The organism is Mycobacterium sp. ML4, assembly GCF_054515735.1.
Genome location: NZ_JBTNSY010000034.1, coordinates 1 through 20,897 on the forward strand (window position 1 = coordinate 1; position 20,897 = coordinate 20,897).

Below are 20,897 nucleotides of genomic sequence, written 5' to 3' on the forward strand. Positions count from 1 at the left end.
GATCGCAAGCGCGGCGAAGCCGGGCGCCGGGGGTCGCCGCCATATGGCTGAGCGGCGATCGCAAGCGCGGCGAAGCCGGGCGCCGGGGGTCGCCGCCGTACGCTTGAGCCGCCCATATGCCCACATCACCACTGCAATACCTGGGCGACCAACTTCTCGCGCAGTGCCCGGGCGCGCTGCCGGGCCACCGCCAGTTCACCACTTACCCTGCACCGAACTTCCACGTAGCACTTCAGTTTCGGCTCGGTGCCCGACGGGCGCACCACCACCCGCACCGACGTCCGCTCGTCGCCGCCGGTCAGGATCAGGACGTCGGCGATGTCGGTGCGGGTCGCGGCGAAACCGGCCAGCCGGTCCGGTGGCTCTTCTCGGAGCCGGCGCAGCACGGCGGCGGCCTCCTCGGTGTCGGAGACGCGCCGCGGCACCGCGGCCACGTCGTGCACGCCGTAGCGACGGGCGAGATCGTCGAGCAGGTCAGGCACTTGACGGCCGTGCAGTGCGGCGACCAGGTCGCACACCAACACCGCGGCGCTGATCCCGTCCTTGTCCCGTACGGCTTGCGGGTCCACGCAGTGTCCGATCGCCTCCTCGTAGGCATAGACGAGTGTCCCGGGGCGGTCGGCGTCGGCGCGCGCCAGCCACTTGAAGCCGGTGAGGGTCTCGACGTGCTCCGCACCGTGCTGCGCGGCGATCGCGGCCAGCATGCGGGAGGACACCACCGTGCTGGCTACCGTCCTGGGCCCGCTGGTGGGCTGCGAAAGGATGTAATCGCCCAGCAGCCAACCGGTTTCGTCGCCCGACAGCATCCGCCACCCGGCCGGGCCGGGGATCCCCACCGCGCAGCGGTCCGCGTCGGGGTCGAGCGCGATCGCCACATCGGCGTCGACGTCGGCGGCCAGGGTGAGCAAGGCGTCCGCGGCGCCGGGCTCCTCGGGATTCGGGAACGCGACGGTGGGAAAGTCGGGATCCGGCGCGAATTGCGCGTCGACCACGTGCACGTCGGAGAAGCCGGCCCGGCGCAAGGTCTCGACGGCGACGGCGCCGCCCACCCCGTGCATCGCGGTCAGCGCCACCCGCACCGAACCGGCGGCCCGACGGACCCCGGCCGCGCGCCGGATGTACCGCTCGAGCAGGTCGGTTTCGGCGGGCTCAATCGGTGTCCGGGCGATCTGGTCGGCCGGCGGCGCGTGCGCCATGGCGGCTTCGATCTTGCGGTCGGTGGGGGAGACGATCTGGATGCCGCCGTCGAGATACACCTTGTAGCCGTTGTCGGTAGCCGGATTGTGTGACGCGGTGATCTGGATCCCGGCCGCCGCTCCGGTGGCCCGCACCGCGAACGCCACCACCGGCGTCGGCACCGGACCGGGAAACAGTTGCACCGAAAAGCCTTGTGCGGCAAGAACTTCAGCAGCCCCCGTAGCGAACTCGGCCGAGCCGTGCCGGGCGTCGCGCCCCACGATCACCCGCGTGGACGGCTCGAGTACCCGGCTCAGCGCCCAGGTGGCCCGCACCACCACCGCCAGGTTCATCGCGTCCGGCCCGCCGCGCACCGGTCCACGCAGGCCCGCGGTGCCGAAGCCCAAGGGGTGCGCGAACCGCGCGGCGAGCTCGGCGGGATCCAGCGCGGCCAGTTCGGCCGCAGTGCGGGGATCGGGGTCGTGAGCGATCCAGTCCTCGGGCGTCACGGGGTCAGAACCGGGCTATCACGTCGGCCAGCAGCGATCCCATCCGAACGGCCGACGCCGCGCCGGCGGCCAGCACCTCGGCGTGGCTGAGCGGCTCACCGGTGATCCCGGCCGCCAGGTTGGTCACCAGCGATACCCCCAGCACCTCGGCGCCGGCCGCCCGCGCCGCGATCGTCTCGTGCACCGTCGACATGCCGACCAGGTCGGCGCCCAGCAACCGCAGCATCCGGATCTCGGCCGGCGTCTCGTAGTGCGGACCCGGCAGGCCGGCGTACACACCTTCGGCCAGTTCCGGGTCGCAGTCACGGGCCAGCGCGCGCAGGCGCGGTGAGTAGGCGTCGGTCAGGTCGACGAACTGCGCTCCCACCAGTGGCGAACGGGCCGTCAGGTTCAGGTGGTCGTTGATCAGTACCGGCTGGCCCACGCTCATATCGGGCCGCAATCCGCCGGCGGCGTTGGTGAGCACGACGATCCGCGCCCCTGCTGCGCACGCCACGCGAACCGGGTGCACGACGTGTTGCAGATCATGGCCTTCGTAGGCGTGGATACGCCCGGCCAGGACCAGCACCCGGTGTGCCCCGACCGGCACCGACAGGACTTCACCAGCATGTCCTGCCGCCCGGGGGGGAGTGAAACCGGGCACCTCGGCCTGGGCCAGGACGGCGGTCGGAGCGCCCAGCGCGGCAACGGCCGGCGACCACCCCGAACCCAGCACCACGGCGACGTCGTGTGCGACGATGCCGGTGCGTTCGGCGATGACGGCCGCTGCCTGGACGGCGAGTTCGCTGGTCACACTCGGCGAGACTACTTGCTCCGGCACCGCCGCCCGGCGTGTGTGATGATCTGCCCTGTGCGGCATCACAAATCGCTTTTCGTCTTCGCCGCGGCCGCCCTGCTGGCCGCCGGCGCGCTGCTCGGCGGCCCGATCCCGAAGTCGGTCGCCGACGACTGCCCCAACGTCGAGCTGGTCTTCGCCCGGGGGACCGCGGAGCCGCCGGGAATGGGGGTGGTGGGCGACGCGCTGGAGGCCGCACTGCGGCCGGCGCTGGGCGCACGGAGCCTCGGCGTGTACCCGGTCAACTACGCGGCCAGTTACAACTTCCTGACCACGGCCGACGGAGCCAACGACGCGCGCGACCACATCGCCTACATGGCCGATCAGTGCCCGAAAACGCGGATCGTGCTGGGTGGCTTCTCCCAAGGCGCCGCTGCGGTCTCGATGCTGGCGGGGGTGCCGCCGCTGGGGGACACCGTCGGCGAATTCGGCTCGGCCCCCGAGCTCGATCCGGTGCTGGCCCAGCGGGTCGCTGCGGTCGCGGTGTTCGGCAACCCGGGCATCCGCTTCAACGTGCCACTGTCGTCCACGGGTCAGTTCGCCGGCCGGGCGATCGACCTGTGCAGCCCTGGTGACCCGGTCTGCACGGTCGGCGGGCGCGACCGGCTGGCGCACCGCGAGTACGCGGATCCGCCGTATCCCGTCCAGGCGGCCGGGTTCATCGCCGGTCGTGTTTGACCGTCGGTGAGATACTGCGTGGATGCCCGCCATCAGCCCACTGGACACCGTCGAGGCGACAGTGCGGCGCCGCGGTGGCGACCTGGTCGAGCTGTCCCACGCCATCCACGCGCAACCCGAGCTGGCGTTCGACGAACACCGTAGCTGCGCCAAGGCCAAAGAGCTTGTCGCCCAACGTGGTTTCGCGATCGCCCCGGTCGCCGGCCTGGACACGGCGTTCCGCGCCGACTTCGGCGACGGGCCGCTGGTCGTCGGCGTTTGCGCCGAGTACGACGCGTTGCCCGAAATCGGGCACGCCTGCGGGCACAACATCATTGCGGCATCGGGGGTGGGCACCGCGCTGGCGCTGGCCGAGGTGGCCGACGAGCTGGGCCTGACGGTGGCCCTGCTGGGTACTCCGGCCGAGGAATCCGGCGGCGGCAAGGCGCTGATGCTGCGGGCGGGGACGTTCGACGACGTCGCGGTCGCGGTGATGGTGCACCCAGGGCCCACCGACATCGCCGGCGCCCGGTCGCTGGCCTTGTCCGAGGTCACCGTCCGCTACCGGGGCAGGGAATCGCACGCCGCCGTCGCACCGCACCTGGGACTCAACGCCGCCGACGCGGTGACCGTCGCGCAGGTGGCCATCGGTCTGCTGCGTCAGCAACTGGCGCCCGGACAGATGATGCACGGCATCGTCACCAACGGCGGGCAGGCCGTCAACGTGATCCCCGGCCAGGCAACCTTGAAGTACGCGATGCGCGCTGTGGAGTCCGGCTCGTTGACCGAGCTCGAGGGCAGGATGTATGCGTGCTTCGCCGCGGGTGCTCTGGCGGCGGGCTGCGAATACGACATCGACGAAGCCGGACCTCCGTACGCGGAACTGCGGCCTGATCAGTGGCTGGCCGACGTATGCCGCGAGGAGATGCGCAGGCTGGGGCGCGAGCCGGTGCCCGCCGCCGTGGAGGCGGGGCTGCCGTTGGGTAGCACGGACATGGGTAACGTGACGCACGTGCTGCCCGGTATCCACCCGGTGATCGGGGTCGACGCCGGTGGCGCGACGGTACACCAGCGCGCCTTCGCGGCCGCGGCGGCCGGACCCAGCGCCGACCGCGCTGTGGTCGAGGGAGCGATCATGCTGGCGCGCACCGTCGTTACGCTCGCCGCGGATCCGGATCAGCGCAACCGGGTGCTCACGACCCAGCAGCGGCGGGCGGGCGTGCTGTGAGCCTGGTCGACAGTGCGGAGTCGTGGCTGGCCGCGCACGCCGATGACCTGGTCGCCTGGCGCCGGCACATCCACCGTTACCCCGAGCTGGGACGCCAGGAATTCGCCACCACTCAATTCGTCGCCGAACGGCTGGCCGATGCCGGGCTGAACCCGAAGGTGCTGCCCGGCGGAACCGGTCTGGTGTGCGACTTCGGTCCCGAGCACCAGCCCAGGATCGCGCTGCGGGCTGACATGGACGCGTTGCCGATGGCCGAGCGGACCGGCGCACCGTACACCTCGACGATGCCCAACATCGCGCACGCCTGCGGACACGATGCCCATACCGCCATCCTGGTGGGAACCGCGCTCGCGCTGGCCTCGGTGCCCGAACTACCGGTCGGGGTCCGGTTGATCTTTCAGGCCGCCGAGGAGCTCATGCCGGGCGGCGCGATCGACGCCATCGCGGCCGGCGCATTGACCGGGGTATCGCGAATCTTCGCGCTGCACTGCGATCCCCGGCTCGAGGTCGGCAAGGTCGCCGTCCGGCTCGGGCCCATCACCTCGGCGGCCGACCAGCTCGAGATCACCCTGTATTCACCCGGCGGGCACACCTCGCGCCCGCACCTTACCGCCGACCTGGTCTACGGGCTGGGCACGGTGATCACCGGGCTGCCCGGTGTGCTTTCCCGCCGCATCGACCCGCGTAACAGCACGGTGCTGGTGTGGGGCGCGGTGAATGCGGGCGTGGCTCCCAACGCGATACCTCAGTCCGGTGTGCTGGCCGGCACCGTGCGCACGGCGAGCCGCCAGACCTGGATCGACCTGGAGGCGATCATCCGCGAAGCGGTCACCGGCTTGCTGTCGCCGCTGGCCATCGAACACACGCTGCAGTACCGGCGGGGGGTGCCGCCGGTGGTCAACGAGGACCTCTCGACGCGCATCCTCACCCACGCCATCGAGGCCGTCGGCCCCGACGTACTGGCCGATACCCGGCAGTCCGGCGGCGGAGAGGACTTCTCCTGGTATCTGGAAGAAGTCCCCGGCGCGATGGCGCGGCTGGGAGTGTGGTCCGGCGAGGGCCCGCAGCTGGACCTGCATCAGCCGACGTTCGACCTCGACGAGCGCGCGCTGGCTATCGGCGTGCGGGTGATGGTCAACATCATCGAGCAGTCCGCTCTTATCCCTTAGCTCGCGAGCCCGCTGTCAGTGCCGCTGCGCCTGTCCGGGCTCTAACCCGCGCTGACGGCCGACGAGTCGCACCCGGATCGCGCCGTCGCGATCCTGCTCTTCCAGCTCTAACTCGATGCGGGCCAACTCCTGCCGTAGCAGCGGTAGCCAGTGTCTGCTCAGAGCGCGCACCCGCAGTCGGGTCGTGTTGACCTCTCGCTCGATGGTTTTCATAGCCGATTGCGCAGCAGCGCATTCGGCCGCCGCGAAGACGGCCGCTCGATATGCCCGCGCGGCCTGCGCAGACGCCGAGGTCGTGTATGTGACGGCCGGATCGTCCTCGGGCGGCAATTCGCAGGCGGCGCCGTCGGGGTAGCGCACCCCGGCGGTGACGGCCCACTCCACGGTGACCGACGCCGGCGCGGTGGCGGCGGCAAGGTCGATCGCGCGCTGGCCGCCCAGCAGCACCGACCGCAACCCCCACGTGTCGGCCTCGCGGCACGCCTGCTGCCAGTCGTGGCTGTTTTGTTCGGCCCTGCGCTGCAGCTCGCCTTGCAGCGCGGTCAGCAAGTGCAGCTTCTGCTCGAGCAGCGTCACCCCGCGCTCGGCGAGGAGGAGCCGGTCGAGCACCCACAGCCGACCCATCCGCCCAGGGGGAACCGCCAACGCCGCCATCAGGCCTCCTGCACGCTGTCGGACCGGTGTGCTTCGAGCAGGCCGGAGGGCAGCATCGCCAGTTCACTGCGTGGCAGCCGAGCGAGTACCTCCCATGCCCGGTTGAGGGTTTCGTCGAGCGGTCGTGCCTCGTCCGGACGTTGATTGACCAACTTCGCGGCGAAGTCATCCTCGAACAGCAGATAGCTGCGGTCGGTGGCGGTGAGCGCATCGGGCCCGATCAGCTCGGCCAGCGCGCCCACTTGCCGCGCGCGGGCCAGCGAGGCGAGCAACTGCGCTGACAGCGGAAGGTGATCGTCACGGGTGCGGCCAGCGCCCGCGCCGCGGCGCATCAGCCGCGACAGCGACGACAAGGCATCCACTGGCGGGTAGATGTTGTGCAGATGCATCTCCGCGGAGAAGATGACCTGCCCTTCGGTGATGTAGCCGGTCAGGTCCGGCACCGGGTGGGTGATGTCGCCTCCGGGCATCGTCAACACGGGCAGCACAGTTACCGATCCGGGCCGTCCGACGATTTTGCCGCACCGCTCGTACAACGAGGCCAGGTCAGTGTAAAGATATCCCGGATAGGCGCGCCGGGCCGGCATTTCACCGCGGGCTGCCGAGACCTCACGCAGCGCCTCGGCGTAACTGGTCATGTCAGTCATGACCACCAATACGTGCCGCTCCGTGTCGAACGCCAGGTGTTCGGCGATCGTCAGCGCGATGCGCGGGGTGAGGATCCGCTCGATGACTGGGTCGTCGGCGGCGTTCAGCAGCAGTACCAACTCGCCTGCTGCGGCCCGTGATTCGAGCACGTTGCGCGCATAGGTGATGTCGGTGTGGGTAAGCCCGATGCCGGCGAACACTACGCTGAACGGCTCGCCCCCGGCACTGGCCTGCGCGGCGATCTGACACGCCAGGCGCAGGTGCGGCAGCCCGGGCAGCGAGAAGACGGGCAGTTTTTGACCTCGGACCAGGGTCGTCAGCGCATCGATTACCGACACGCCGGTCAACACCGGCTCCGAGGGAGCCTCGCGTTGCATGGGGTTGAGCGGATCGCCGTTGACCGACACCCGCCGCGCCCCGGTCACCGGCGGGCCCCCGTCGATCGGTTCGCCGCGTCCGTTGCAGGTGCGGCCCAGCCAGGCGGTTCCCACCGGAACGCGCAGGGGTTCGCCGCTGAACCGGTATGCAGCCCCGACCGCGTCCATTCCCGACGTGCCTTCCATGACCTGCACGAGCGCCATGTCGCGGTTCACGTCCAGCACCAGCCCGTGCCGCACCGAACCGTCGGCCAGGCTAATGACTACGTACTCATCCCACCCCACACCGGCGACACCGCCGACCACGGCCAGCGGACCGCGCAACTCACGCACACCGCGGTATTCCACCCATTGCGGCAACGGTCGGCTCATCGCGGCAATTCACGCAGCGTCTCGACGATCTGATCCCGGCGTTCGACCACCACCGCGGTGTCGTCGGGTCCGCTGTCGTCGCGGGCGCGGATCAGCTTGCCGAAGTCGGTCTCCTCGATCAGCTGCGCAGCTACACCGGCGGCGACCAGTTCACGGCAGGTGTCGATTACCGCCAACACCGCGTCAACGAGCGCCGCGGTCTTCACCGGTCCGCAGTGGGCGTCGTTGGGGTTTTGGGCATTCTGCGCCAGTACGGCTTCCCGCAGCAGCCGCCCGGCCAACAGCACCATCCGCTCGCTATCGGGCAGTGCTGTAACCCCGACCAACTCGGTCAGCGCGGCCAGCCGGTCGGACTCGGTCAGCAGATCCAGCACCCGAGCGCGCCGGGCAGCCCAGCCGGTGTCGTCGCCGGCAACAACGCGGGCGGTGCCGAGCCCTTCGGCGTCCCGGGAAAACGACGCCGACCACGACACCGCAGGGTAATGACGCGAGTAGGCCAGGTCCCGGTCCAGCGACCACCGACAGCGCACAAAACGCTCGGTGTTGACAGTGACCGGCTCGGACAGGTCGCCACCGGGCGGCGACACCGCTCCCAACACCGTCACCGACCCGATGTCTCCGCCAAGAGTGTCGACGTGGCCGGCGCGCTCATAGAACGCCGCAAGTTCGGAGGACAGGTTGGCCGGATAACCCTCCTCGGCAGGCAGCTCTCCCAGCCGTGACCCGAACTCGCGCAGTGCTTCTGCCCACCGAGAAGTGGAGTCGGCGATCACCACGACGTGATAACCCATGTCGCGGTAGTACTCCGCGACCGTAACGCCGGTGTAGATACAGGCCTCGCGGGCCATCATCGGCATGTTCGAGGTGTTGGCGATGATCACGGTGCGGTCCACCAGCCGCCCGCCGGTGCGCGGATCGGTCAACTCGCGCATGTCGGCAACGATCTCGGCCATCTCGTTGCCGCGCTCTCCGCAGCCGACATACACGATGACGTCGGCGTCGCACCACTTCGCGATCTGTTGTAACAGCACCGTTTTGCCGGTACCGAATCCACCCGGCACAGCCGCGGTGCTGCCCCGGGCGATCGGAAACAGCAAGTCGACTACGCGCTGGCCGGTGGTCAGCGCAACGGCGTCGTCGCGTCGACGACGATGCGGTCGCGCCTGGCGCACCGGCCACAGCGCCGCGATGGACACCGGCTGTCCGCCAACTGAGGCGATCGCCTCATCGGCGGCGTAGTCACCGGCGGCGGCGATCCAGTCCAGCGTGCCCGACAGCCCGGCGGGAACCTGTACACGGTGCTGCACCGATCCGGCGCCGGGCACCACGCCCAGCACGGTGCCGGCCGTCACTTCGTTGCCGATAGTTGTTTTCGGCTCGAAATGCCATGTCGAGTGGTCGATTTCACTGTCATGGCCGGGTGTCAACCAGGTTGGCGCGCTGTGCAGGGGCCGCAGCAGCCCGTCGAACACCCCGCCCAGCAGCCCGGGTCCCAGCGACGCCGATAGTGGGCGGCCCAGCGCCACCACGCCGGCGCCGGGCCCCAGGCCGCCGGTGTACTCGTAGGCCTGTAGCGTCACCTGCTCACCGCGGATCGCGACCACCTCGGCGGGAATTCGCTCGGTTCCCAGCGTTACCAGCTCATGCATCGCCAGCGGGGCGGTGACGCCGATTTCCACCAGCGGTCCCGACACCCGCACCACCTGCGTCACCCCTGCTGTTTCGCCTACGCCCACGGGTCACCCACATCGGCAGCGGTGTCGTCGAGCACCCGCGCGGCAATGCCGGCCAGGCTTAGGTCGATGCGCCGCTGACCGGACTCGGCCACCACTCCGCCGGTGGGATGTTCGCGCAGCAGCGCGTCGGCGCCCAGTGTCGCCTGGGCGGCGGACCGCAGGGCGGCGGCCCAGTGCGGGTAGGCGGGGTCGTCACGCAGCCGCAGCACGGCCTCGGTGCCGTGGCGACACCACAGCTGGTGAATGTCGAGTCGGGCCGCCAGCACCGCACCGCGCAGTTCCCGCTGCAGCGCAGCACGTCGCTGCGCGCTCACCGTTTCCGCCCCGGCCCGCCCTGCGGCACGGGCCGTGTCGGCCAGCTGTGCGGCGTGGTTACGGGCCTCAGCGAGAACGCATTGGGCTTCCTGCTCGGCCTCGGCGATCTCGCGTTCGGCGTCACCCCGCGCGCACTCCAGCAAGCGCCGCCGCAACGGCTGCAACGCCGCCATCGCCTGCTCGGCGTTCAGCGCGCTCATGCAGGCATCACGGCGGTCAGCGGGCCGCCCCCGCTCATCCGGTCGCCCAACTCGGCAGCGGCTGCCGCGGTCAGGATGACCATGGTTACGCCGGATGGCAGGCGCTCCCAGGCTCGGCGCACCTCATCCGCGCCCCGGGCAGGCATTGTGGTCACGCCAGCCATCGCATAGCCGGCCACCAACGCCGGCTCACCGATCGCGACAATTACTCCCATTCAAGCCCCCACGTCAGGCCCGCTGGATCAATATGACCGCCACGACAAGCCCGTAGATGGCGATGCCCTCGGCCAACCCGACGATCACCATGGCCCGGCCAAACAGCTCTGGGCGCTCGCTCAGGGCCGCCAGGGCCGCCGCGCCGGTATACGCCACGGCGATTGCCGCGCCGATCGACGACCCCGCGACCGCGATCGCCGCGCCCAGTAGCGCCGCCCAGTTGCCGCCCGCGCCGCCCGGTCCGGCCGCCGCGGCCGTTTCCGCCGCCGCCGGCGACGCGGTCAACGCCTGCACCAGCACCACCATCGCCGCGACCACCACCACCGCATTGACTGCCCAGAACAGCTGGACCGCCAGTCGGTCGCGGCGCCGCAAGAGCATCAAGCTGACCGCGAATCCGGTGATCAGCGCCGGTGAAGCGATAACCCAGGTCAACATGCCGCCTCCATTTCGACCACCGGGACAGTCCAGGGCCGGAACGGCCGACCCTCGCCGATGAATATCCGCGAAAACAATTCATAGAATTCCAGCCGCAGCGCCTGCACGCCTGCCACCAACGCCTCCAGCGCGAACGCCACGGCGTTGCCCACGATGAACAGCACCACCGCCCCGACTGCACCGATCCAGCTGTGTGCCCACAGTGCCGTCGTCCCGCGCCACACCACCCAGCCAAGTGCGGCGTGAGTCATGCCGAACGCTGCGAGACGGGCGAACGACACCAGGTTGGACCCGAGACGCACCACCAAGTCCAGCCCGCCGATCGCGGCCTGCAGCAGTCCGGCCGCGCCGCCACCGGACTCGGCATACAGACCGATCAGCGCGAGCAGCAGTCCGGCCGCGCACAGCAGCAGCCCAACCGCCACCAGTAGCCGGGGGCCGATCATGTAGCCGCCCAGGACGGCACCAGCACCGGTGAAAACCGTCGCCCCCGCGATCCCCGACGGCGCGTAGACGGCCAGCCGAAATCCGCCCTCGCGCCAGCGGTTGATCGCTCCCACGGTGTAGGCGACCCCGAGCAACACCGCCCCGACCGCCAACGCAACCAGCAGTAGCCGCATCGGATCATCCAACGGGGCCAGCCACACCACCGGCACGATCCCGGTCGGGCCGAAGCATTCCCCGTACAGGACGCCGAAGACGCTTGCCGCAATCCCGGCGGCGCCGACGAAACTCCACATCGGCCGCAGCGACGGGAACCGGCGGATCCAGCCCAGCCTGATCATGACCGCGGCGACGACAAGCAGCAGTCCGTGGCCGACGTCACCGAACATCATTCCGAACATCGCCACATAGGCCAGCCCGGCCCACACGGTGGGGTCGATGTCGTGGTAGGGAACGGTGCCGTAGGTGCGCACCAGCGCCGAGAAGCTGCCGGAAAGCCCCTTTTCGATGTTGAGCAGCGTTGGCGGATCCACCCCGCGCGGGTTGGGCATCGGCACCGCGGCGGCCCCGGCCGCATCCAGGCGATCGCCCAGCATGGACAGCTCATCGGCCGGGCACCAGCCCGGCATCGCTGCGACGGCACCACGGCGCACCGCGGCTGCAGCGTACTGCTGCAACTGCGCCTCGCCGGCCAGTAGATCCGCTCGCCCAGTCCGCTCCAGGTCGGCGACGTCCGGCGCGGTGGCCGACAACATCACCGCCGCGCCGCCGTGCGCCGAATCGGGGTGCGCGCCCATCCGCTGCAGCGCCCGTGCCGCCTGACCCGGTGCACCGCTGCTGTCGCCGGGGTCGTCGAGCTCGACGCTGCCGGATCCGGCCACCACCACCAGCGCGTCGCGCAGTGTGTCCGTCCGCGCCACCACCGCGATGCGCTGCATACGGGCCGGGGTAATACGCCGCGCGAAGGCGCGCAGCCGTTGAGGCCGTTCAGTCCATTCAGGTGATGACATCGTAGACATCCATCGGGCCGCCGCCGCGCGACGCCAGTGCCACTGCAGCGCGGCATCGCCAGGCGTCGGCGCCCAACATCGCGACCGCCCCGATCGTTCGGGCCCGGGTGAACTGGCCGCTGCCGAGCATGGTCAGCCCGTCGGCTTCCACCCGCGCCCACCAGCGCGCCTCCGCAGTCCACAAGTCGTCGGCCGTGGTGATGCCGTCAAACAACCAGCGCAGCCGCGTCGCAAACGCATCGGTGAACGAGGCCAGGTCACTGGCCGCTGTTGCCGAAGCGCCCAACATCGGCCGGGCGCGCATCAGCACCGGCTCGGGCAATTCACGCTGTTCCACAAACCGTCGACGCGCCACAGTCAAAGCCAACTGCGCCTGCGCCCAAGCCCGCGCCTCGGGAACCGCGCTGGCCACCCGCGCCGCCCAGCCGATCTGCACCGCCAGCGCGATGTCCGATGGTGATTCCGATCCCGAGTCGCCCCACATCGTCTGGTTCAGGATGTGCCGCAGCTGCGCCAGCGAGGAGGTCTCGCACAGCCGTGGCCACGCGGTCGCCAGTGCGCCCAGCGTGTAGGGCGGGCGGGGCTGCGTGCCCGCCAACCGCCGGGCGTGGGCGGCGATGTTGTTGGCTTCGAAGCCCGCCGCCAGCGCGCGGATGGCCTGCGCGCCCGGCGCCGGTTGCCATCCGGCCAGCACCCGTAGATGCCATAACAGCGCGGCGCACACCGCATGGTCGCTGTCGAGTGCGGGCTGTCCCACGGAGATGTCGCGGCCATACGCAGTGGCTGCCAGCGCGTGTTGCGCGTCGGTCAGCGAGTTCATCGCCGCGAGGGCGCGGGCGCGCGCAGCGCCCAACCGCCGGTTGAGCAGGGCTCTGGCGCGCACGTTGCCCGCGACCCACTGAGCGCTCACCTATCGCTCTCCGCCGTCAACGGGGGCGTGAGGGCATCGAGCCACCCGCGCGCCTGACCGGCCACAGCGTCGACGTCGCGCGCCAATCGCTCACCGGCCCGCTCGCGCAGCCGGGCGATCTCGGCCTCCGCCTGGCGTCGCATGTCGTCCTCATCGGCACCGGCTTCGCGCAGCGCGTCCGCTTCGGATTGGGCTCGCACCCGCTCGGCGTCGTGACGGGCTTTCGCGACGATTTCGGCCGCCTGACGGTGGGCGGTGCGACGGATCTGCTGCGCCCGGTCGATGGCGGCCTGGCGGGTCCGCGCTGCCTCCTCTTGCGCATCGTCCAGAAGTGCCAGTACTTCGGTGAGCTCGGCCGCCGCGTCGGCGCTACGGTCCGCCGGGATGCCGGGACGGCCGGCGGCACCAGGCGTGCCAGCCGGACGGAAGCGGTCCAGGACAGTTTGCCACTGCGGCACCGAAATCCTCCCTTCCGAGCACCCCATGATGGGTTGAAAAGCGTTACGCGGGAGATGTTTTCGGCAATCCCGACGCGAAGATCGACGGCCGACGTGCACCACCGACCCGCAACCCAAACCTGCAGCGTTCACGCTAATCGAGGCAGGTCAACAACGAACAGAGTCCAATGGCCCTGCTGCGGATTGGTCCCAGCCGTCGACATTGCAATGGGGAAGGACGCGGCTGCCGGACATGATCGACTCGAAATCAACCGTCACCGGCCGTCATGCCATCGACGCCTAACCGACCCCATCGGCGATCGGACCGAGGGCCAGCGCCGGCAGGTTTTCCAACCCCACCGTGATCAGGGTCACACCGACGATGAGCAGGATGAAGGTGGGTCGGTGCGACACCCCAGCGAGATGGATCGTTGATGGACGCGACTCCTCTCAAACCAACAACGCAATCGGTTCGAATTTAGGCCGCGGAAAGTCTCCGACCCTGATGCGATTCTTACGGCTCGTGTGCCGGGCGCGCGCTAACCTCCCGCACAACATCGCCATGTTTGTCGGACCTGCGTCGATCTTGCTCGCGGCCCGACGGGATCCAGCTGACTGATCACATCCCGGAGCTCGGTGATCGGTCGGTGGCGCCCCCGTCGGCCCAGTCGGGGTGACGGACTGGCTAGGCAGGTGGCGCGGTGCCCGTCGCGGTGTCGCGTTCGAAGGGCTGGAGCTGATAAGGGACGCTGGTGACCATGAGAGCGGGCTGAAACAACAGCCGCGATTTGAGGCGCAGCGCGCTTTGGTTGTGCAGCAATCGTTCCCACGGGTGGCCTTGGCGTAGCCGAGGGCCGCTGGGGCTCGACGGCATCTGTGAAGACGAACCGCCGTGGCTCGCGCTCGTCGCCGCCGACAACTCCGGTGTCAGCGCTCCCACCCATGTCGGCTGTGCGGCATGCGAGCACCTACTCGTCTTCGCCGCTGGGTCCATCGTCCGTGCGGAGTTGGATACGAATCAGGTCCGGGCCGGTTACGGTCACCGCCCAGCCTAGATGCGCCGGGTGTACCGCGCTGTGGTCGGCGCCGACCGTGGTGAGGTGTTCTACCCAGTGCAGCAGCTCGGTGTAGCTCGCCACACTCAGAGCGAACAACAGGTATCCGCGCAATGCGGTCACCTGCGCGGCGGCGCGGCGCAACAGCACACGGGCACCGCACGGATGATGCAGCAGCACGGCCACTACGTCGTTTTCGTGCTCCTCGACCAACAGGGTGGCGAATCCGAATACCTGCATGTACCAGTCGCTGGCGGCCAGCGGATCGTTGGTCGGCACACTCACGTGGTGGATTCCCGTCAACGTTGGCACTCGAACATTCTCACCGCTGCCAGACGCGTCGTCGACCTGCGGTCCCACCCGCCGCATCGAAGGGTGCGGCCCGCTTCAGTCACCACAGCAGGAACGCGTTCCCGGCCAGCCGGCCGTTCGGCAATCGGTGTCTCTGGTCTTCTCTTGGCTCGACCACAACATTGCCGGCGACCGTGGGGTCGTGATCGAGTGGTCGATGTTCGTTGCCGAGTTCGGCTGGTTGAGCGCCTCGGCGATCCAGGTACCAGCACCGACTGCTGCTCGGACCCGGCCCCGCTTGGACTGCGGTCCATGCATTGAGGTCTACGCCGAACCGCGAACGCGCGCTGCGCTCCGAACGCAGTCCATACGCGTAGCAACTGGATTTTTTCGAGCGCCGTTCGGTTGAGGCTGGTGGTGTGGCGGTCGCCGTGGTGTCGTGTCGGGAGGACTGAATCCACTTGCCGAATCGGCGACATGCGCGTTCACTAGCCGGCGCATCGGTACTGCCGCCGCTGCTGCTTATGCCTGCCCCGGCCCGAATACCGCACCCGCGCGTGCCCAAATTGCCAGCCGGAGCGGCGTTGCCGGACAGACGCGGACGTTCGCCGCGACTGTGGGTGCGCTTGCGCCGAGAGGGCCGAGAGGGCCCAGAGCCCGAGCCGCTGTCACTCCGGAGTGCTGGGCCCGGGACCGATGTTGCGGGCCGGCCGGGTGCGCAGGTCATGCACGTAATCCGCAGGAGCGCCGGCTATCTCGGCGGCGTCGGCCATCACGCCCAGATACTGCGCCGAGGGCAGGCCGCCCTCCCAGGCGTCCAGCACGTAGAGCCACGCCAGCACCGGGTCGATGTCGGTGTCCGAGGACTCGCGCTCGACCCGGCAGCGGATCTTCTTGTGGACGCCGAACTCCGAGCCCTCCCACCGGTCGAGGTTCATCTCGTCGGCCGGTGTCATGTCGTACAGCACGACGAATACCCGAGAATTCGGGTCCTCGACGATGGTGGCCAGCGCGCCTTCCCAGCCGATGTCCTCGCCACCGAACGTCAGCCGCCACCCCGGTAACCAGCCGGTTCCCGCCATCGGAGAATGGGGCGCACGCTTGAGCATCTGCTCGGGATGCATGTTCGACCCGTAGGCGGCGTAGAGCGGCACGGGGAAAGCTTAAACTCCGCCCTGCGGAGCGGGTCGTCAGCCGCCGGGTCGGATTGTCCGGCTCCTCACTCCGCCCTGCGGAGTGCATCGTCGCCGGACTAGGTCGGATTGTCCGGCTCCTCCTCACTCCGCCCTGCGGAGTGCATCGTCGCCGGACTAGGTTATGGGCTGTGGTGACCCGCATCGTGATCCTCGGTGGCGGCCCGGCCGGCTACGAAGCCGCCCTGGTGGCCGCCAATGCAAGCTCTGCGGCTGAAGTCACCATCATCGATTCCGATGGTGTCGGCGGCGCCGCCGTTCTGGCCGACTGTGTGCCGTCCAAGACCTTCATCGCCTCCACCTGGCTGCGCACCGAGCTGCGCCGCGCGCCGCGGCTGGGTTTCGACATCGACATCGACGACGCCAAAATCGACCTTCCGCAGATCCACGCGCGGGTCAGAAACCTTGCCGCCGAGCAGTCCGACGACATCGCCACCCAACTGCGCGCCGTGGGGGTGAAGCTGGTGCACGGCCGCGGCGAGCTCGTCGACCCCACCCTCGGCCTGGCCCGACACCGGCTCCGGGCGACGGCGCCGGACGGCACCGTCACCGAGCATGACGCCGACTTCGTGCTGATCGCCACCGGCGCCAGCCCGCGCATCCTGCCCTCGGCGCCGCCTGACGGCGAGCGCATCCTCACCTGGCGTCAGCTGTACGACCTCAACGAACTGCCCGAACACCTCGTCGTGGTCGGCTCGGGGGTCACCGGCGCCGAATTCGTGCACGCCTACACCGAGCTCGGGGTGCAGGTGTCCGTGGCGGCCAGCCGGGACCGGGTGCTGCCTTACGAGGACGCCGACGCCGCGGCGGTACTGGAAGAATCCTTCGCCGAACGCGGGGTCAACCTCTTCAAGAACGCACGGGCGGAGTCCGTCACTCGCACCAAGGACGGCGTCCTGGTCACGATGACCGACGGACGCACCATCGAGGGCAGCCACGCCCTGATGACCATCGGCTCGATTCCCAACACCAGCGGGCTGGGGCTGGAACGCGTCGGCATCGACCTGGGGCCCGGTGACTACCTGAAGGTGGACCGGGTGTCACGGACCTCGGTGCCCGGCATCTATGCCGCCGGCGACTGCACCGGTCTGCTCCTGCTGGCGTCGGTGGCGGCGATGCAGGGCCGCATCGCGATGTATCACGCGCTGGGCGAGGGCGTGTCCCCGATCCGCCTGCGCACCGTGGCCGCAACGGTCTTCACCCGGCCCGAGATCGCCGCCGTCGGCGTCCCGCAGTCGGCGATCGACGACGGGTCGTTCAGCGCGCGGACCATCATGCTGCCGCTGCACACCAACGCGAGGGCGAAGATGTCGGGGCTGCGGCAGGGTTTCGTCAAGATCTTCTGCCGCAAGTCCACCGGCGTCGTCATCGGCGGCGTGGTGGTGGCCCCGATCGCCTCGGAGCTGATCCTGCCGATCGCGGTGGCCGTCAGCAACCGGCTCACGGTCAACGAAGTGGCCCAGACGCTCGCCGTTTACCCCTCGTTATCCGGTTCGATCACCGAGGCGGCCCGCCGCCTGATGGCCCATGACGATCTGGACTGAAGGCCGACTGTCCGGGCGCCAGACGAACTAGCCTTGGGTCAGTAATGCCTACCGACAAGTAACCGACAGGAGTCCATCGTCGTGAGCAACCCGATTCAAGCACCGGCGAGCGCGCAGACCTGGGTGGCTTCATCGCTGGGTCCGCAGCAACGCGCTTTGGCTTGGGAGCGGCTGGGTAACGAGCAATTCGACGTGGTGGTCATCGGCGGCGGAGTGGTCGGCTCGGGTTGCGCGCTGGATGCCGCCACCCGCGGGCTCAAGGTCGCGCTGGTCGAGGCCCGCGACTTCGCGTCGGGCACCTCCAGTCGGTCGTCCAAGATGTTCCACGGTGGCCTGCGTTACCTCGAGCAACTGGAGTTCGGGCTGGTGCGCGAGGCGCTCTTCGAACGCGAGCTGTCGTTGACCACGCTGGCGCCGCACCTGGTCAAACCGCTGCCGTTCCTGTTCCCACTGACCAAGCGCTGGTGGGAACGTCCCTACGTCGCCGCCGGCATCTTCCTATACGACCAGCTCGGCGGGGCGAAATCCGTTCCGGCGCAAAAGCATCTGACCCGAGCCGGGGCACTGAGGCTCAGCCCCGGGCTCAAGCGCAGCGCCCTGATCGGCGGTATCCGCTACTACGACACCGTTGTCGACGACGCCCGGCACACCATGACGGTGGCGCGCACCGCCGCGCATTACGGCGCGGTCGTGCGGTCCTCCACTCAGGTGGTAGCGCTGCTGCGTGAGGGCGATCGCGTCACCGGGGTGCGGGTGCGCGATTCCGAGGACGGTGCGATCACCGAGGTCCGAGGCCACGTGGTGGTCAACGCGACCGGGGTGTGGACCGACGAGATCCAGGCACTGTCCAAGCAGCGGGGCCGCTTTCAGGTACGCGCGTCCAAGGGCGTGCACGTGGTGGTGCCGCGGGACCGGATCGTCAGTGACGTCGCAATGATCCTGCGGACCGAGAAGTCGGTGATGTTCATCATCCCGTGGGGAAGCCACTGGATCATCGGCACCACCGATACCGACTGGAACCTCGATCTCGCGCACCCCGCCGCGACCAAGGCGGACATCGACTACATCCTCAGCACCGTCAACGCGGTGCTGGCAACTCCGTTGACGCACGCCGATATCGACGGCGTCTATGCCGGGTTGCGTCCACTGCTGGCGGGCGAGAGCGACGAGACCTCCAAGCTGTCCCGCGAGCACGCGGTGGCCGTCCCGGCGGCCGGACTGGTCGCCATCGCCGGCGGGAAGTACACCACCTACCGGGTGATGGCCCAGGACGCCATCGACGCAGCGGCCGAGTTCATCCCGGCGCGGGTCGCGCCGTCCATCACGGAGAAGGTGCCGCTGATGGGCGCCGAGGGCTATTTCGCCCTGATCAATCAGACCGAGAACGTCGGTTCGCTCCAAGGGCTGCACCCGTACCGCGTACGACACCTGCTGGATCGCTACGGTTCGCTGATCGGCGGCGTGCTGGGCATGGCCGCCGGCAATCCCGGCCTGCTCAGCCCCATCAAGGACGCGCCGGGCTACTTGAAGGTGGAAGCCGTCTACGCCGCCGCGGCCGAGGGGGCGCTGCACCTCGAGGACATCCTGGCCCGCCGCATGCGCATCTCCATCGAGTACTCTCACCGCGGCGTCGACTGCGCCCGCGAGGTCGCCGAACTGGTGGCGCCGGTGCTGGGCTGGAGCGCTGAGGACGTCAACCGTGAGGTCGCCAACTATAAGGCGCGGGTCGAGGCCGAGGTGCTCTCACAGGCACAGCCCGACGACGTGTCGGCCGACGAGTTGCGGGCCAGCGCGCCCGAGGCACGTGCGGAGATCCTCGAACCGGTGCCTCTCAACTGAACGATTGAGGACCTTCCGAGGACCTTCCGAGGACTCAGGTCACTAGCCAGGTGTCGGTGGCTCGGGTGAGCATGGGGGCGTGAAACGACGCTCCGCGAGTGCTGTGCTGGGAACGGGTCTGGCCGGGTTGGCCGGCTGGGACCTATGGCAGCACCGCCACACCATCCTGCGCAACTTCCCGATCGTGGGGCATCTGCGGTTCATTCTCGAGGCGGTCGGGCCGGAACTGCGCCAGTACATCGTGACCGACAACAACGCGGAGAGGCCGTTCAGCCGCGATCAGCGGCGCTGGGTCTACACGTCGTCGAAGATGAGCAACCGGTACTTCGGCTTCGGCACCGACAACGATCTGGAGCGCGCGCACAACTACCCGATCGTCAAGCATGCGGCGTTTCCGATGTCAGCCCCGGACGGCGAGCCGGCCCACCCCGACCCGAAGGTCCCGTTGCCCGCAGCGAAGGTGCTCGGCGCAGCGCGCAAGCGCGCCGGGGCTTTTCGGCCCGCGTCGTTGGTCAACGTGTCCGGGATGAGTTTCGGCGCGCTCGGCGGTGCGGCGATCACCGCTCTGAACAAGGGCGTCGCGCTGGCCGGCGCCATGCAGAGCACCGGTGAGGGCGGGGTGTCGCCCTACCACCTCAACGGCGGCGACCTGGTCTGGCAGATCGGCACCGGGTACTTCGGCTGCCGCAATGACGACGGCTCCTTCTGTCTGCCCCGGCTGGTCGACCGGGTGGCCGCCACGCCGTCGATCAGGGCAATCGAGATCAAACTCAGCCAGGGTGCCAAACCCGGGTTGGGCGGCATGTTGCCGGGCGCCAAGGTCACCGAGGAGATCGCCGGGATCCGCGGTATCGCGCCCGGGGTGGACTGCAAGAGCCCGGCCGGGCACTCCGCCTTCCACGACGTGGACGGGCTGCTGGAATTCGTCGAGACGATCGCCGCCGAAACGGGGCTGCCGGTGGGCATCAAGTCGGCGGTGGGGGAGCAGGCGTTCTGGCTGGAGTTGGCCGCGCGGATGGCCCGCACCGGCACCGGCGTCGACTTCATCACCGTCGACGGCGGAGAGGGTGGCACCGGGGCGGCGCCGCTGGTGTTCAGCGACCATGTCGCCTTGCCCTTCAAATCTGCCTTTCCGCGCGTCTACCGCGCGTTCGCCGAGCAGGGCCTGCACCACGACGTCGTGTTCATCGGGTCCGGCAAACTCGGCATCCCGGAGAACGCGCTGCTGGCGCTGGCCCTGGGCTGCGACATGATCAATGTCGGCCGCACCGCGATGTTCTCCATCGGCTGCATCCAGGCCCAGCGCTGCCACACCGGTCGCTGCCCGACCGGTGTGGCGACCCAGTCGCCCTGGCTGCAGCACGGCCTGGACCCGGCGCTGAAGTCGGTGCGCTGCGCCAACTATCTGGCCACCCTGCGCTTCGAGCTGATGAGCCTGGCACGGGCATGTGGGTACCCGCACCCCGCACTCGTTCCGCTGAACGCCATCGAAATCCTGTACGTCGACCTGCGGTCGGTCCCGGCCGAGGAGTTGTTCGACTACAAGCCCGATTGGGGTCTGCCCGGACCGGAATCGACCACCGCGGCGCTTTTTCCATTTCCCGGCGCGTGATCGAGCGACCCGTCAGGATTACACCGAGTGGC

20 protein-coding genes and 1 pseudogene are annotated in these 20,897 nt (G+C 69.4%); 6 read left to right on the forward strand and 15 right to left on the reverse strand.

Annotated elements, in window-relative coordinates:
- Positions 1-125: 125 nt before the first annotated feature.
- Positions 126-1,685, reverse strand: a complete 1,560-nt coding sequence (locus ACX9NE_RS26465) for a phospho-sugar mutase (protein ID WP_459364662.1) — start codon at positions 1,683-1,685, stop codon at positions 126-128.
- A 4-nt stretch (positions 1,686-1,689) separates the two neighbouring features.
- Positions 1,690-2,544: a purine-nucleoside phosphorylase gene (locus ACX9NE_RS26470; RefSeq protein ID WP_459364661.1), complete on the reverse strand. Its 855-nt coding sequence runs from the start codon at positions 2,542-2,544 to the stop codon at positions 1,690-1,692.
- Here ACX9NE_RS26470 and ACX9NE_RS26475 point away from each other — a divergent pair.
- Genes ACX9NE_RS26475 through ACX9NE_RS26485 form a run of 3 tightly spaced genes read left to right on the forward strand, consistent with a single transcriptional unit; the run spans position 2,536 to position 5,574 of the window.
- Positions 2,536-3,198, forward strand: a complete 663-nt coding sequence (locus tag ACX9NE_RS26475; RefSeq protein ID WP_459364660.1) for a cutinase family protein — start codon at positions 2,536-2,538, stop codon at positions 3,196-3,198. The genes ACX9NE_RS26470 and ACX9NE_RS26475 overlap by 9 nt on opposite strands.
- A gap of 22 nt (positions 3,199-3,220) precedes the next feature.
- Positions 3,221-4,405, forward strand: coding sequence for a M20 family metallopeptidase (locus tag ACX9NE_RS26480; RefSeq protein WP_459364659.1), 1,185 nt, complete (start codon positions 3,221-3,223; stop codon positions 4,403-4,405).
- Positions 4,402-5,574: a M20 family metallopeptidase gene (locus tag ACX9NE_RS26485; protein ID WP_459364658.1), complete on the forward strand. Its 1,173-nt coding sequence runs from the start codon at positions 4,402-4,404 to the stop codon at positions 5,572-5,574. Before ACX9NE_RS26480 ends, ACX9NE_RS26485 begins: the two co-directional genes overlap by 4 nt.
- 15 nt (positions 5,575-5,589) lie before the next feature.
- On the opposite strand, the gene ACX9NE_RS26490 is transcribed toward ACX9NE_RS26485, so the two are convergent.
- The 13 genes and pseudogenes from ACX9NE_RS26490 to ACX9NE_RS26550 form a co-directional block, all read right to left on the reverse strand.
- The gene (locus ACX9NE_RS26490) at positions 5,590-6,228 is read right to left on the reverse strand and encodes a V-type ATP synthase subunit D (RefSeq protein ID WP_459364657.1); all 639 of its coding nucleotides are present in this window, start codon (positions 6,226-6,228) and stop codon (positions 5,590-5,592) included.
- Positions 6,228-7,625 (reverse strand): V-type ATP synthase subunit B, encoded by a 1,398-nt coding sequence (locus tag ACX9NE_RS26495; protein WP_459364656.1) that lies wholly within the window; start codon positions 7,623-7,625, stop codon positions 6,228-6,230. Before ACX9NE_RS26495 ends, ACX9NE_RS26490 begins: the two co-directional genes overlap by 1 nt.
- Entirely contained in the window at positions 7,622-9,361 is a 1,740-nt protein-coding gene (locus ACX9NE_RS26500; RefSeq protein ID WP_459377743.1) for a V-type ATP synthase subunit A, read from the reverse strand. The genes ACX9NE_RS26495 and ACX9NE_RS26500 overlap by 4 nt, the downstream gene beginning before the upstream one ends.
- On the reverse strand, positions 9,352-9,876 hold the full coding sequence (locus tag ACX9NE_RS26505; RefSeq protein WP_459364654.1) for a hypothetical protein: 525 nt from the start codon (positions 9,874-9,876) through the stop codon (positions 9,352-9,354). Before ACX9NE_RS26505 ends, ACX9NE_RS26500 begins: the two co-directional genes overlap by 10 nt.
- The gene (locus tag ACX9NE_RS26510) at positions 9,873-10,091 is read right to left on the reverse strand and encodes a hypothetical protein (protein ID WP_459364653.1); all 219 of its coding nucleotides are present in this window, start codon (positions 10,089-10,091) and stop codon (positions 9,873-9,875) included. The genes ACX9NE_RS26505 and ACX9NE_RS26510 overlap by 4 nt, the downstream gene beginning before the upstream one ends.
- 13 nt (positions 10,092-10,104) lie before the next feature.
- Positions 10,105-10,530 (reverse strand): ATP synthase subunit C, encoded by a 426-nt coding sequence (locus ACX9NE_RS26515; protein WP_459364652.1) that lies wholly within the window; start codon positions 10,528-10,530, stop codon positions 10,105-10,107.
- Entirely contained in the window at positions 10,524-11,912 is a 1,389-nt protein-coding gene (locus ACX9NE_RS26520; RefSeq protein WP_459364651.1) for a V-type ATPase 116kDa subunit family protein, read from the reverse strand. The genes ACX9NE_RS26515 and ACX9NE_RS26520 overlap by 7 nt, the downstream gene beginning before the upstream one ends.
- Before the next feature lie 58 nt (positions 11,913-11,970).
- Complete coding sequence (locus ACX9NE_RS26525; RefSeq protein ID WP_459364650.1) at positions 11,971-12,894, reverse strand: hypothetical protein; 924 nt, start codon at positions 12,892-12,894, stop codon at positions 11,971-11,973.
- A complete protein-coding gene (locus ACX9NE_RS26530) occupies positions 12,891-13,352 on the reverse strand; it encodes an ATP synthase subunit B family protein (protein WP_459364649.1) in 462 nt (153 codons plus the stop codon). The genes ACX9NE_RS26525 and ACX9NE_RS26530 overlap by 4 nt, the downstream gene beginning before the upstream one ends.
- A 279-nt stretch (positions 13,353-13,631) precedes the next feature.
- Entirely contained in the window at positions 13,632-13,745 is a 114-nt protein-coding gene (locus ACX9NE_RS26535) for a potassium-transporting ATPase subunit KdpA (RefSeq protein WP_459364648.1), read from the reverse strand.
- A gap of 271 nt (positions 13,746-14,016) precedes the next feature.
- Positions 14,017-14,169, reverse strand: a pseudogene (locus ACX9NE_RS26540) (hypothetical protein); the annotation flags it as partial.
- 130 nt (positions 14,170-14,299) lie between these two features.
- Positions 14,300-14,698, reverse strand: coding sequence for a VOC family protein (locus ACX9NE_RS26545; protein ID WP_459364647.1), 399 nt, complete (start codon positions 14,696-14,698; stop codon positions 14,300-14,302).
- A gap of 647 nt (positions 14,699-15,345) precedes the next feature.
- Entirely contained in the window at positions 15,346-15,831 is a 486-nt protein-coding gene (locus tag ACX9NE_RS26550) for a gamma-glutamylcyclotransferase (RefSeq protein ID WP_459364646.1), read from the reverse strand.
- Positions 15,832-16,001: 170 nt separating this feature from the next.
- Between ACX9NE_RS26550 and ACX9NE_RS26555 the strand changes: the two genes are divergently transcribed.
- The 3 genes from ACX9NE_RS26555 to ACX9NE_RS26565 all read left to right on the forward strand — a co-directional run bounded on the left by ACX9NE_RS26555 (position 16,002) and on the right by ACX9NE_RS26565 (position 20,865).
- Positions 16,002-17,414, forward strand: a complete 1,413-nt coding sequence (locus ACX9NE_RS26555) for an NAD(P)H-quinone dehydrogenase (protein WP_459364645.1) — start codon at positions 16,002-16,004, stop codon at positions 17,412-17,414.
- Positions 17,415-17,495: 81 nt separating this feature from the next.
- Positions 17,496-19,253: a glycerol-3-phosphate dehydrogenase/oxidase gene (locus tag ACX9NE_RS26560; protein WP_459364644.1), complete on the forward strand. Its 1,758-nt coding sequence runs from the start codon at positions 17,496-17,498 to the stop codon at positions 19,251-19,253.
- Between the two features lie 79 nt (positions 19,254-19,332).
- Entirely contained in the window at positions 19,333-20,865 is a 1,533-nt protein-coding gene (locus ACX9NE_RS26565; RefSeq protein ID WP_459364643.1) for an FMN-binding glutamate synthase family protein, read from the forward strand.
- Positions 20,866-20,897 lie beyond the last annotated feature (32 nt).